Below are 13,820 nucleotides of genomic sequence, written 5' to 3' on the forward strand. Positions count from 1 at the left end.
TTTGAAGAAACGGACCATGGCTCCTGACATAATACCTGTAGAAACGTCCTCGGATTTTCCGGCCGCAACCACCGTCGTCGTCATTGGTGGCGGCATCGTCGGCCTGGTGGCGGCGCTGACGCTGGCGGAGCGTGGCGTTCCGGTGGTGGTGCTGGAAAAGGGCCGCATTGCCGGGGAACAGTCGTCCCGCAACCTCGGCTGGGTGCGCAAGATGCTGCGGCCGACACCGGATTTGCCGATGGCTCAGGCAGCCGAGGGCCTTTGGGCGGAGATGCCGCGGCGGGTTGGCGGCGATTGCGGCTATCGTCCGGCCGGCATCATGTACGTCGCCCGAACGCCGGCGGAAATGGCCGCGCACGAGCGTTGGTTGGACTCGGTCAAGGGGGCGTCGCTCGACAGCCGCCTGCTCAGTCCCCGGGAAATCACGGAACTGGCGCCAGGAGCGGCGGAACCGTTTGTCGGTGGCATATACACTCCGTCCGACGGCCGAGCCGAACCCACGCTCGCGTCCAGTGCCATCGCCCGGGCGGCCATGGCGAAGGGGGCGGTCATCGTCGAGAACTGTGCCGTCCGTACACTGTCGACGGCGGCGGGTGCCGTCGGCGGCGTTGTGACCGAACGCGGGGAAATACGGTGTGAGCAGGTCATTCTGGCTGGCGGCGTCTGGTCGCGGCGCTTCCTGGGGAATCTCGGGATCCGGTTGTTGACCTTGCCGTTGGTCGCGTCCGTGTTGCGCACTGATCCGATGCAGGGCCCCACCGATATCGCCGTCGGCGGACCGGATTTCTCTTTCCGGAAGCGGCACGACGGCGGCTACACCATCACACAGCGGGGCGCGCTGTTCGCGCCGCTGCTGCTCGATCACTTGCTGATCGGCCCCCGCTATCTTTCAACGCTGATGGCGCAATGGAAGAATCTGCGCGTCACGCTGGGCCGGGACTTCCTGGATGATCTGGCGTTGCCGCGGCGCTGGGGGCCGGACTCGGTTTCCCCGTTCGAGCTGGTCCGCACGATGGACCCGCCGGTCAATGTGGGCCTCAACGAGGAAGCCATGGTTAACCTCACGGCGGCCTGGCCGGCTTTCCGCAAGGCGTGGGTGGCGCAGGCATGGGGTGGGATGATCGATGTCACGCCGGACTCGCTGCCGGTGATCGGTCCGGTGGCTGGAATCCCCGGCCTGATCCTGGCCTCCGGCTTTTCCGGCCACGGCTTCGGAACCGCACCGGCCGCCGGACAGCTTGCCGCCGACCTGGTCATGGGCAGGGTCCCGCTCATCGACCCGGCTCCCTACCGGCTTGATCGTTTCCAGGTCTGATCGGTCCTTGAGCAAAAAATGGCCCGCCGCGTGATGGGCAAAAACGCGGCGGGCCTTGACTGTGCCGCCGCTGGCCTGAGAGGGCTTAAGCCGCCGGCGACACCTCAGTACCGCATCGAACCGGGGTCGAGCCGCATGCACACGGCCTTGGGCTCGGTAAACGCCTGCATCGCGTCGCCGCCGAACTCATGCCCCAGGCCCGACAATTTGTGCCCCCCGAATGGCATGGTGAGATCCAGGACGTTGTGGGTGTTCAGCCACACCGTGCCGGCGTCGATCCGTTCCGCCAGCAGGTGCGCGCGGTCGAGGTCGCGCGTCCAGATGCTGGCGGCCAAGCCGAAAGGCGTGTCGTTGGCCATGCGCACGATGTCACCCGGGTCCTCGACACGTACGGCGCAGACCACGGGTCCGAAGATCTCTTCCCGCATCACGGACATTTGCGCCGATACGCCGCCGAGCACGGTGGGCTTGTAGAACCACCCGCCACCGTCGACGGCGCCGCCGCCGGCCAAGGCCACGGCGCCTTCAGCCAGGCCATTTTCCACGATGCCATCAACCCGATCGCGGTGTTGGGCCGAGATGAGCGGCCCCATCTGGGTGGCCGGATCGAAGGCCGAGCCAATCTTCAGGCCGCGCGCGATTTCACACACACCCTCGACCACCCTGTCAAAGATGGGCGCCTCGACCAGCAGCCGCGAACCGGCGGTGCAAATCTGACCTGAATTGGCGAAGATGGCCGCCGCCGCGCCCGGAATTGCACGGTCCAGATCGGCATCGGCAAGAATGATTGTCGGCGACTTGCCACCCAATTCGAGGGTGACCCGTTTCATCGTCGCGACCGAGGCGGCCAGGATGCTTTGGCCGGTGGCCGTGGAGCCGGTGAAGGCGACCTTGCGCACGGCCGGGTGACCAACAAGGGCAGCGCCAATCTCCATGCCGTCGCCGGTCACGATATTGACCGACCCTGCCGGAAAGCCGGCCTCCACGATCAGTTCACCAAGCCGAAGTGTGGTCAGGGAGGTTTCCGGCGAAGGCTTGAGGACAACGGTGCAGCCAAAGGCGATGGCCGGCGCAATCTTCTGGATCGCTTGGCCCAGGGGGAAGTTCCATGGGGTGATGCCGCCGACGACGCCCAGGGGCCGCCGTTGGGTGTAGGCGCGATAGACGGCGTCTTCAGGCACCAGCGGCGAATGGGAGACATAGTCACCCGCGATTTTCGAAGCCCACCCCGCGTAGTGCCGCAGGCCGTCGATGGTGAACTGGAGATCAATCGCCCGCGTGACGGCCAACAGCTTGCCGCTGTCCAGCGACTCCAGGGCCGCCAGTTCCTCCCTATGCTTTTCCACCAGCAAGGCCAGGCGTTCCAGCAGCCTGCCGCGGTCCAAGGGGCGCATCATGCGCCACGCGCGGCTCTCGAAGCAGCGTTGCGCCGCCATCACCGCGCGATCCACATCCGCACGGGAGCAGGCGGGGAACTGAGTAATCCTACGGCCGGTCGATGGATCGAGCGCATCGATCATCCGGCCTGGCCGGAGAGGGGAGGCCAACTGGCCGTCGATCAGCAGCAGGCCGCTGGGCAGGGGCGGCGAGGGTGGGATGGCCGCCTTGCCGGAAGGCGCCCGTTCGGACTCGTTCGACGTCATTGTTCACTCCAGGAAGGTTGGCCGCCGCGCCGATGGCCGCATGGCCATTCCGATGCGGGCGGCGCGGTCGTCACGCGGTCGCCTTGACCTTGATCTCGTGGATGTCCTCCCCCGGGAGGACTTCTTCGATTTGCGTCGCGCCAACACGCGCATACATGTCCGGGTGGAACTTCCGGAGGCAGGTGCCGTGGGTGAGGCCAATCGCCGCGACCGCCAGGAAAAGAAAAGGCAGGCAGTTGATGGCGAGAAGGTCCGTGCCGGTCAGGGCGGAGTAGTTCCGCAGGGATAAGTAGGTGGCGACCGCGATCAGGAACCCGCCGATCAAGGGCGCGGCGGTCTTGCCCGCTGAGAATTCGCGCCGGCGGGCGAAGTACAAGGGGATCGAAAGCGAGGTCGCCGTCAGGAGTATTTCAAGGCCGACCGCCCCCATCGAGGAAAGGCTGGTGGCCAGATTCAGCAGCGGGTCAAGGCCAGCCAGGGCAAAAAGGGCGACGATGCCTGAAAAGATCGCGGTCAATAACGCGCATGCCATGTAGGGCGACCCGTGGACGGGATGCGCCTTTCCCAGCGGGGCGGGCAGAAGCCCATCGCGCGACAACGCGAACAGGTAGCGCGTGATGTTGTTGAAGAAGCCAAGCGCCGCGGCGAACAGGCTGGTCACGGTGAGAAGGTTGAGCGCATCCCGGCCAAGCCCGCCCAGATAGCGTCCGGCAATACCTGTGACAAGCCGACCTGGATCGGCGAGAGCGACCGTTTTGATGGCGTCGGGTGAAACGGCGAGCACCAGGCACCAAGCGGAAAGCACGTAGAAGGTGCCGAGTATCAGCACCGCCCCATAGGTGGCGCGCGGAATGGTGACCTGCCGTTCCTTCGCCTCTTCCTGGTAAATCGCGGTGGCCTCGAAGCCGATGCAGCCGTTGATGGCGTAAATCACGGATATGCCCAGGTCCGGCGCGAACACGGTCGATGGCGTGAAGCTGCTGAAATCCAGTCCCGAGAAGCCCTTCTCATAAAGGACCAGACCGTCGATCAGGAGGATGAGGCCCACTTCCAGCAACAACGCCACCGTCAGGACCTTGGCCGCCATCGTAATCTTGCGATAACCCAGCCAGGCGATGATCGCGATGCCGGCCGCGGCCCACAATTCCCACCGGCTTTCGATGCCGAAGGTGCTGCGCAGGAAGTCCGCGGCGAAGAAAGCCATAGCGCCGAGCGTGGAGGTGCCAGCGCAGATATAGGCCAGCACGGCGGTATAGGCGGCGGCGATCCCCGCCTCCTTGTTCAGGCTGGCGGCGATATAGGCGTAGAAGGCGCCCGCGTTCCTCACATGTGGTATCATGCGGACATATCCGACCGCAAACAGCAGCATGACGCCGCAAATGCCGAGCTGGGTTCCCGGCATTCCGGCACCGTTCCCGAAAGCGAAGGCCAGCGGGATGATCCCCGCCAGCACGCCCATAGGGGCCGCGCAGGCTAGGATCATGAAAATGATGTCGCCCGTCCCCAGCATGCCGGGAAAGAGACCGGTTCGGGGGGCAGGATAGGATGCGGGACGGGTCATGACGGATTGCAGTCCAGGGGTGGGAGGGAAGGCGGTGGGGATGTGTCGCGAACTGGTCAGCGGGGGCTGCGACGTTATCGTGAGCAGCGGCCCCTGCATGTCGATGTGTCAGCCGATAGGCGTCTGCCAAATTTTGTTTACGCTTAAATTAAAATATGTGTGCCCAACGCAGCCGGTCCATAACGGGCGAGGCATGGCTCATGGAAGCCTCCTGCCAGTGTGGATAGCGGCTTCGCTATTTAAAAATATACTGAAAAAACAATATAATATACGCATGCGCCGCAATTGATGTGCCCTTCGGGCTTTCTTTGTGCCGGCGCAGCGCATGTTCCCCTGAAGGTCAATGCTTTAGGTTTAAAATATCTTGCTTGCTGGCCAAATGCAAGTATCTTGGCGGGCATATCGGCGCCTTGAAGGCGCATCCAGCGTGGAAAGGATCGACATGCCCTCGTCGCAGTTTCGTGTCGCCGTCGTGCAGGCGGCGTCCCTGCCGCACGACGCGTTGGCGTCGGCGCGCAAAGCGGCGGACCTCATTCGTGAGGCGGCGGTGACCGGTGCGCGCCTGGTGGTTTTCCCGGAGGCCTTTCTGGGGGGGTATCCCAAAGGGGCCTCGTTTGGCACGCCCGTGGGCATGCGCATGCCCGAAGGGCGTGAGGATTACCGCCGGTATCATGAGGCGGCGATCGCGCTGGACGGGCCCGAGGTCGAGCTGCTGGCCGAAGCGACGGCGGCGACAGGGACGTTCGTCGTTATCGGGGTGATCGAACGTGACGGCGGGACGGTCTATTGCACCGCGTTGTTCCTCGATGGGGAAAAAGGCCTGGTTGCCAAGCATCGCAAGCTGATGCCCACGGGGGCGGAGCGGCTGATCTGGGGTTTCGGCGACGGATCGACGATGCCCGTCATCGAGACGCCGCTGGGGCGGATCGGCGCCGTCATCTGTTGGGAGAATTACATGCCCATGATGCGCATGGCGATGTATGACCAGGGTATCACGCTCTATTGCGCGCCCACGGCGGACGACCGCGACAGTTGGGCCGCCACCATGCGGCATATCGCTTTGGAGGGGCGCTGCTTCGTCCTGTCGGCCTGCCAGCACATCACGCGGGGCGCATATCCCGCCGACTTTGATTGCGCATTGGGGGACGATCCCGGCACGGTCCTGTTGCGCGGTGGTTCGATGATCGTGGCCCCCCTCGGGACGGTGCTCGCCGGGCCGCACTTCGGTGGCGAATCCATCCTGTATGCCGATATTGATCCGGCTGACGTGGTACGCGGCAAATATGACTTTGACGTCGCGGGCCACTATGCGCGGCCCGACATCTTCACCCTGACCGTCAACGTGGTGGCCCAACGCGCGGTGAGGCGCGAGGGGCGGGAATAGGACATAACTGCGGTCGGCGTCAGGGAAAATAATCGCGTCCTCCATCCGGTTCGACGCTCAAGGACGTTCAGCCGCCTCACGACCAGTGCGGCCGTTCACTCGATCCGGAAAGCTATGGAAAGCGGCGGGGCTGTTCACCCATCAAACGGTTTCGCAACCGTTAACTTAACCGTAACAGGGCGTACGCCTGTCTTTATTGGCCGGGTGTGGCAGCCGTCGCGGGGCCGGCTGGCACGCGAGGTCGGAGGAAAAGGTGTCTGGCGCGGAGATGGACGTGACCGTTCAGGTCCCCGGTGCCCCAGGACGTCCACTTCGGTCGATCAATCGGTGGCTTGGGCAAGGCTGGCCGTTTTGGTCATTCCGCCAAAGGTGTTCGTCGCGCCAGTCATGCACCCGCTCCGGTGATGGGGTGGCGACAAGATCCAGAGCGTTCACGCTCTCCCCGGTATGGGCCGCAGGCTCAACCGCGGAATAGAGAAAAATGACAAAGCAGGGAGTTAGGAGACATGATGTTCAATAGTGAGCCGCGGCCGCTGGCGGTGGCGGCCAAGATTTCGGCTGGCGGGCGGGTTATGGTGAGCAAACGCCGGTTCATGAGGCGGGCTGCCTCCTGCGCACTGCTGGCGGGCTACGCCTTGACGGTGCTCCAGGCTGGTACGGCCGCGGCACAGCAGAATAATTCCGCATCCACCTCCGCCGGCGACGAGCAGCCGCCCTTGCAGGAAATCGTCATCTCCGCACGCCGGAAGGACGAGCGGCTGACGGACGTTCCTGTTTCCGTAACGGCGATGTCTTCGGACTTCCTGGAAAAGCAGAACATACAAAGCTTTGCCGACTACGCGACCAAAATCCCCAACTTGACGTTCCAATACGGGCAGGGATCGGATGGAACGTCGGTAGGATTCAGCGGCGGGCGTCAGACGACGATACGCGGGGTTACCGGGACGAACACCACCGCATACTATCTCAATGACACACCGATACCGGAAACGGTGAGCCCGCAGACATTGGGCCTTGAGCGCATCGAGGTTCTCAAGGGGCCGCAAGGGACGCTGTTCGGTGCCAGTTCGATGGGCGGCAACGTGCGCTTCATCACCAAGAAGCCGTCCCTTACGAACAGCGAATCCTCGGTCCAGGTCCAGGCGGGGGGTACGGACGGCGGCAGCATGGACGTAGGCGGCAATGCGCTGACGAACGTGGTCATAACGCCGGGCAAGGTGGCGATGAATTTCGCCGCCGGCGCGCAGCGGGACTCCGGTTATATCAAACGTGTTTTCCCGGACGCCGGGGGCAATCCTGTTACCAGGGACGGGCAGGGACGCCAGGACGACTTCTCGGGAATGACCACCTTGCGTGTCCAATTGACCGAGGATCTGGAGGCCTCACTCACCGCGATGGGGGAGGTGTCCGAACTGCATGGCTTTCCAGCCGCCTATGTTCCCCTGCCGGACTTCAAGCCGGTTTCCTACACCGTTCATCGTGACCGGGATGTTCAGGAATACTCCAAGGATCATTGGGGTCTCGGTTCCCTGGTCCTGACCTACAACGGCAACGGCTATTCCGTCGTATCTTCCACCAGCTATTTCGACCGCAAGGTACGGGAACTGGAGGACGATACCGAGGGCACGAATCAATACTTCCAGTCCGGTTTGGGCATCAATCTCCCGAATGACCCCGCGCTCTATGTCATTGATATTGTGCAAGATAAAAGAGTCACGCAAGAAAGTCGAATTTCCTTCGACGAGGGTACCCTCCTGCCTCATCTGTCCGGGGTAGCCGGTGTCTTCTATCAAGAAAAAGACGTGACCTTCCGTCAGCCGCCGGTTCAGGTGCCGGATTTCATTACCGCCGGCCTTCCGCAGGACTACCAGAATTCGGATACGATCCCGACGCAGGAAGAAAACGTCGCCGCATTCGGTGAGCTGTATTATGAGGTCGTGCCAAAGCTGACCGTCACGCTCGGCTTGCGGCAATACTGGATCACGCAGCATGGCGACGCGCATGTGGCCACGGGCGTGGTCAACCCCCCCGATGGGGCCTACGCTCCGGAGCTGAACAATTACCAGTCGGGCCTGGTGCCCAAAGGGGTGGTGTCCTACAAGATCGACGACGATGCGATGGTGTATGCCTCGGCGGCCAAAGGCTTCCGCGTCGGCGGGGCGCAGGCGCCCTTGCCCGCCTTCTGCGCGGCGGATCTCGCGGCGATCGGTGTCAGCGCGGAGAAGGCGCAACGTTACCAGCCCGACTCCCTATGGAGCTACGAGGTCGGCGCCAAAGACCGGCTGGCCGATGGGCGCTTGAACATCTCGGTGGCCGGGTTCCAAATCGACTGGTCACAAGTTCAGCAGCAGGTCCAGCTTCCTCAATGCTCCTACAGTTTCCTGACCAACGCCGGCCGGGCGCAAATTCGCGGCGGGGAGCTGGAGCTGTCGGGGCGCCCGTTCGCCGACATCCCGCTGACACTTCAACTCGGTTTGGGATATACCGACGCCGTGCTGCAGGACCCTGGCCTTATTCCCCAGGCGCCGGACACCCGCCTGACCCAGGTCCCGAGATGGACCGGGACGGTATCGGGATATTATGAAACCCCGATCAACGCTTCCACCGATCTGTTCGTCGCGGCGGACTACAGCTATACGGGGTCGGTCCTGGTCCCGAATATCGGCGCCGACGGCTTTTTGAGGCGTCAGCCTTTCAATATCGTCAACGGCAATATTGGTGTGCGCTTCGGTGGGTCCACGCTGTCAGTCTATGGCAAGAACCTGTTCAATGAACATTTGAATTACGGCAACCTCTATCCGTCCGGCTTCGTCCGCCAGCAATTCCTGCCGAACGGAACCTCCCAAAGCTTGCCAATGGCTGCTGTAAGCCGGCCTCGCCAGATCGGTATCCAGTACAAGGTCGATTTCTGAAATCCGTGGCGGCAGGCGTTTACTGGAAAACGCCAATCGCGGCGCCCGGCGGTAGTCGACGCCGGGCGCGTCACCCCAGGTTCGAACGGTTTCAGAACCGTTACCCTGTCATGAGGAACCCGCGCGCGGGCGATCGTTCGAAAGCGCCCCGCCGGAAGCGGCCGGCACGTTGCGAGGCGTGCCGTCCATCCCTAGGGACAACGGGCGAGCCGAGATGTGGAGGTTTCAGTCATGAAGAGTGGAAGATGTATCGTGCTGCGGGACGGGTGCGGGCCTGCCGCCGGCGGTGCCGATCCTGGCGCAACCCATTGCTCCGGTGACCGCGTATGACCAGGCCCGACGTTGGAAGGGAAAACCAAGCCCGTGCAACTATGGCGGCCGCCCCGCGGCCCCGCCTGCGCCTGTCCCGCACCACGGTGGCCATCCTTTTGGTATGCGGTGCTGTGGCTGGGGGCGGGCGCTGGTACGTTTCGCGTGCGGAATCGGCCCAGGTCGCCTCAGCGCGTGAGGCGAAGTCCGGATCGCCCTTCAAGGTGTTCGCGACCATCCAGGAGCTTATGGACAGTACGGTCGACCCTGCGGCGGACGGCGTTTGGGATTCCGTCGCGGTCATCAGCACCGAGGCGGGCGTCGAAAAGCGGGAGCCGCGGACGCCGGAGGAATGGCAGGAAGTCCGACGCCATGCGCTCACTCTTCTCGAGGCGATGAACCTTGTGGTGATGGAGGGGCGCCACGCCGCGCCGCCGGGGGCTCAGCCGAAGCTCGGCGAACTCGACCCCAAGCAGATTGACGTCCTCATCCGGGCGAACAAGCCCTCATTCGCCGCTTTCGCCGACGATGTCAGGGCCACCACGCTCGAGGCCCTCGCAGCCATCGACAAGCGGGACGTCAAGGCGCTGGTCGTGGCGGGCGGCAAGATCGACCAGGCTTGCGAGGGGTGCCACGTTACCTTCTGGTATCCGGAGTCAGCGGCCCCCCGCTGACCGGGGGATGGTTCAGTCCGTGGTGTCGGCGCCTGACGCCACGGACTGGCGGACGCAATGGAAGGCCCGGTCAAAATAGATCAGGCCATCGGCGCGATCATTGATGCGGATGGCCTGCACCCGGGCGAAAAGCACGCCATGGGTGCCCACGTCGTTTATGGCGTCCACCGTGCAGTCCAAGGCCACCGCGGCGTCGCGCAGGACCGGCGCGCCGGTCTGGAGGGTGTCCCACTCCAATTCGTTCGCAAATCGCTCAGCGGCCGGGGAACCCGGTGTCGCGAACAGCCTGCATAGGGATTCATGCCGCGCGGCCAGGACATTGACGCAGACGACGCCGTTTGTCTTCAAGGTTTGGTAGCCCCGCGACGACCGGTTGATACAGGCGAGCAAGGTCGCCGGCTGGTCGGTGACACTACAGACGGCTGAGACTGTCATGCCATGGCGGCCGGCGGGGCCGTTGGACGTGATGATGCTGACGGCCGCCCCCAGCCGCGCCATGGCAGCCCGGAACTGATCTTTTTCCACCGGCATGGTCTCTCTCCGATGCATTGGTCCGGACCGCGTTCCAACGCCGCGCTGGCCGGTTTTTGGATCATAATTGGAACAATCATCGGTTAACAAGACAAACGTTGCTAAAGAGAGACAATTGAGGTATGCTTACCGGGCCATATAATTTGTTGGGGGGCTATCCAGAATGACTGCAGAGAGCATGCCCGTGTCCTGGCCTCAGGGGCCGGCCTTCGCCGTGCGGATATGGTGATGGCGCATCCCACCCGGCTTGGTACACCGGGACTGCTCGCCGCCGTGGTGCTTGGCACCCTGGGCGGTTTGACGATCATGATCGTGCCCGGCTTTGTTGGCTTGGTCGGCAGTCTCACCGGACTGGACGATCAGTCACTTGGGTATGTGGCGTCATGGGACATCAACGCCATGGCTGTCGCAATCGGCGCCGGGACGTTTCTCATCTCCCGGTTCAACTGGCGCCATTTGGCGCTTCTCGCCCTGGCGATCATCGGTATCGGCAATCTCTGGACGGCCACGTGCGGGACCTATCCCGCGGTTGTCGCCGCGCGTGTGCTGGCCGGGTGCGGCGAGGGGCTGGCGATCGCGGTGTCGTTCGCCGCCTTGGGAAGCGCCCCCAATCCCGATCGCGCTTTCGGCATTTACCTGGTGGTCGGTCTGGCGGTGAGCGCCGGGATCCTTGTGGTCCTGCCCGCCCTGCAGGTGTCGATCGGGCCGTCGGCGATATTCATCGGGCTGGCGCTGATTGCCGTGTCCGCCGCCGCTGTCGTGAAATGGCTGCCAACCCACAGTTCCATGTCCGCCGCCAACGCCCTGGACGGTGTTTCCGTCCAAAAGGTCCTGACGGTCGCCGGGCTTGCGGGCGTGTTCCTGTATTTCATCGCCCAAGGTGCCATGTGGAGCTACTTTGAGCGGATTGGCGCGAGCAACGGCATTGACCCGGACATCATCGGCCAGGCCATGGGGGTCTCCTCCTTTTCAGGCACGGGCGGGGCGCTGGTCGCCGTTCTTCTGACGAACCGGGTCAGCCGCGCCTGGTTGCTGGCCGGCAGCGGCGCCATCTCCTTGCTGAGTTTTTGGCTGTTGATGGGGACCGTGTCGGCTGCGCAGCTGTTCGTCGCCGGCATCCTCTTCAATTTCGGATGGAACCTCGCCCAACCCCTCCTTTCCGGCGTCTGCGCGGAAGCGGATGCGAGGGGGCGTGTCGTCGTTGCCATGGGATGCATCCAGACCGTGGGCTTCGGCGTCGGCCCCGCCTTGGCGGCGGCCTTGCTGACGGGCCACAACTTCGTGCCGGCGGCGTGGATGAGCACGGCGGTCCTGATCTGCAGCCTCGCCATCGTCCTCGGCGGCTTGCGGGCCCGTGGTCTGCAAGCCCTACCCCACAATTCCGCTGTGCCGTGAACGCAGCCGCACATGTTGGGAAGAAAATGAAGCTGGAATTGAATGAGCGCGTCGCCATCGTCACGGGCGGCAGTTCCGGCATTGGCCGGGCCGTGGCCAAGGTGCTGGCGCAAGAGGGCGCCCGGGTGGTCATCACCGCCCGGTGCGGCGACAAGTTGAGCAGGGCGGCGGCGGAACTGGAGGCGGAGACGGCGGGGACAGTCCTGCCCATTCCTTCGGACACGACCGACCAAGCCCGGGTCGACAGCATGGTGACGGCCGCCATCGACGCCTTCGGCCGCATCGACATCCTCGTCAACTGTGCCGCCAACCCGTCCAGCCCGGCGCATGGCGAGATTCAGCATCTGGATGACGGCGCCTTGCTGGGCGATCTGGACACGAAGGTGGTGGGCTATGCCCGCTGCGCGAAGGCCGTGGCCCCCCACATGGCGCGGCGCCGTTGGGGCAGGATCATCAATATCGGTGGACTGACCGGCCGGTCATCCAGCCTGCTCAGCGGCATGCGCAACGCGGCCGTCTGCCACCTGACCAAGACCTTGTCGGATCAATTGGGCCCCGACGGCGTGACGGTGAACGCCCTGCATCCCGGCGTCACCCAGACCGAGCACATCGTGGAGCTTTTTGAGGCCGAGGCAGCCAAGCGCGGCGTGACGCCCGCCGAGATCGAGGCCGAATTCTCCGCCGCCACGCCCATTCGGCGTGTCATTCGGGCGGAGGAGGTGGGGTACGCTGTTGCCTTTCTCGCGTCGCCCTTGGCCGCCGCCATAACGGGGGAGTCCCTCGCGGTCGATGGCGGCATCACGCGGGGCATCTACTTGTAAGGAGAAGAATTGTGCAGACAGAGGAGGCGCGGGCGTCGTCCGCATATACCCAGGCCCCCAGGTCGGGCCAGGTGGCCAACGACGCGTCGGACCTGGTCGCCGGTTTGCTGCGGCGGGCCGAAGACTTGGTCCCGACGCTGAGGTCGCGGTCGCGGGGGGCCATCGAAGCGGGGCAAATTCCCGCGGAAACAATTCAGGACTTCGCGGACGCCGGCTTTTTCAAGGTGCTGCAGCCCGCGCGCTATGGCGGATACCAACTGCCGCCGCAGGTGTATTGCGCCATCGCCCGGACCTTGGCCGAGGGATGCATGAGCAGTGCCTGGGTCTACGCGGTCATCGCCGTCCACAATTGGCAACTGGCGCTGTTCGACGATCGCGCGGCGCAGGAGGTATGGGGCGGGGACCAGGCCGTACGCATCAGCTCTTCCTACATGCCGGTGGGCAAGGTCACGGTGGTCCCCGGTGGCTATCGGCTGTCGGGGCGATGGGCGTTCTCAAGCGGCTCGGCGCATTGCGACTGGGTCATCCTTGGCGCGATGGTGCCCTCGGCGGAACCGGGCGGCAGGCCCGACCCGCGCAACTTCCTGATCCCCCGGTCCGATTACCGGATCGTCGAGAACTGGGATGTCATGGGACTGCGCGCGACGGGCAGCAACGACATCGTCGTCGACGATGCCTTCGTGCCGGAGCATCGGACTATCAGGGAACTGGACATGTTCAACATGAACTGTCCGGGGCATGCCCACAACACGGCGGCCCTCTACAAGATGCCGTTCGCGCAGATCTTCAACAGGACGGTGTCCACCACCTCCCTGGGCGCGCTGAAACGCGCCTTGGATGTCTTCGTCGAAACAACGAAGGAGAAGAGGGCCACCTACACCGGTGATCGTCTCGCCCGGGACACCACCATCCAATACGCCGTGGCCCAGGTGGAAAGGGCGCTGGACGAGCTTTCCCTCGTGCTGGACCGGGATTGCCGCGAATTGATGGAAAGGGCCATCGGCGGCGACTGGCCAGTCGAGAGACGAGCGGCGCTGGGGGCATCGACCACCGGCATGGTGGATCGCTGTGTCGGTGCCATCGACACCTTGATGGCGTTCAGTGGCGCCAAGGCTGTGTTCCGGGGCAACCCCGTCCAGCAGGCATTCCTGGACATTCACACGGCGCGGGCCCACGTGGCCAACAATCCCTACCCGTATGCCCGCAACCTGGGCGCCGTGCGTTTCGGATTTGATAACGATTCCCTAGATATCTAAGCGGGGGATATCTAAGCGG

General features: G+C 64.0%; 10 protein-coding genes. 7 read left to right on the plus strand and 3 right to left on the minus strand.

All coding sequences use genetic code 11. The annotated features are described in order from the left end of the window. The first annotated feature begins 16 nt into the window (after nt 1-16). A complete protein-coding gene (locus UAA55_RS14500) occupies nt 17-1,315 on the plus strand; it encodes an NAD(P)/FAD-dependent oxidoreductase (RefSeq protein ID WP_322953572.1) in 1,299 nt (432 codons plus the stop codon). A 104-nt stretch (nt 1,316-1,419) separates the two neighbouring features. On the opposite strand, the gene UAA55_RS14505 is transcribed toward UAA55_RS14500, so the two are convergent. Then, nucleotides 1,420-2,958, minus strand: coding sequence for an aldehyde dehydrogenase family protein (locus UAA55_RS14505; protein WP_322953573.1), 1,539 nt, complete (start codon nt 2,956-2,958; stop codon nt 1,420-1,422). A 70-nt stretch (nt 2,959-3,028) separates the two neighbouring features. Then, complete coding sequence (locus UAA55_RS14510; protein WP_322953575.1) at nt 3,029-4,519, minus strand: APC family permease; 1,491 nt, start codon at nt 4,517-4,519, stop codon at nt 3,029-3,031. Nucleotides 4,520-4,883: 364 nt separating this feature from the next. Between UAA55_RS14510 and UAA55_RS14515 the strand changes: the two genes are divergently transcribed. The 3 genes from UAA55_RS14515 (at nt 4,884) to UAA55_RS14525 (ending at nt 9,798) form a co-directional block, all read left to right on the plus strand. Continuing rightward, nucleotides 4,884-5,903, plus strand: coding sequence for a carbon-nitrogen hydrolase family protein (locus UAA55_RS14515; RefSeq protein ID WP_322953578.1), 1,020 nt, complete (start codon nt 4,884-4,886; stop codon nt 5,901-5,903). A gap of 506 nt (nt 5,904-6,409) precedes the next feature. Then, nucleotides 6,410-8,815, plus strand: a complete 2,406-nt coding sequence (locus UAA55_RS14520) for a TonB-dependent receptor (protein WP_322953579.1) — start codon at nt 6,410-6,412, stop codon at nt 8,813-8,815. A gap of 533 nt (nt 8,816-9,348) precedes the next feature. Next, complete coding sequence (locus UAA55_RS14525) at nt 9,349-9,798, plus strand: hypothetical protein (RefSeq protein WP_322953580.1); 450 nt, start codon at nt 9,349-9,351, stop codon at nt 9,796-9,798. Between the two features lie 12 nt (nt 9,799-9,810). Here the strand turns inward: UAA55_RS14525 and UAA55_RS14530 are convergent, their stop codons facing one another. Further along, on the minus strand, nt 9,811-10,329 hold the full coding sequence (locus tag UAA55_RS14530) for a flavin reductase (RefSeq protein ID WP_040843189.1): 519 nt from the start codon (nt 10,327-10,329) through the stop codon (nt 9,811-9,813). Between the two features lie 228 nt (nt 10,330-10,557). Between UAA55_RS14530 and UAA55_RS14535 the strand changes: the two genes are divergently transcribed. From UAA55_RS14535 to UAA55_RS14545, 3 genes are all read left to right on the plus strand, one after another. Then, complete coding sequence (locus tag UAA55_RS14535) at nt 10,558-11,724, plus strand: MFS transporter (protein WP_322953581.1); 1,167 nt, start codon at nt 10,558-10,560, stop codon at nt 11,722-11,724. A 26-nt stretch (nt 11,725-11,750) separates the two neighbouring features. Continuing rightward, entirely contained in the window at nt 11,751-12,545 is a 795-nt protein-coding gene (locus UAA55_RS14540) for an SDR family oxidoreductase (RefSeq protein WP_322953583.1), read from the plus strand. 71 nt (nt 12,546-12,616) lie between these two features. Continuing rightward, a complete protein-coding gene (locus UAA55_RS14545) occupies nt 12,617-13,801 on the plus strand; it encodes an acyl-CoA dehydrogenase family protein (RefSeq protein ID WP_322953584.1) in 1,185 nt (394 codons plus the stop codon). Nucleotides 13,802-13,820 lie beyond the last annotated feature (19 nt).

This window comes from Nitrospirillum guanabarense, assembly GCF_034653355.1.
In the GTDB taxonomy this organism is placed as follows: domain Bacteria; phylum Pseudomonadota; class Alphaproteobacteria; order Azospirillales; family Azospirillaceae; genus Nitrospirillum.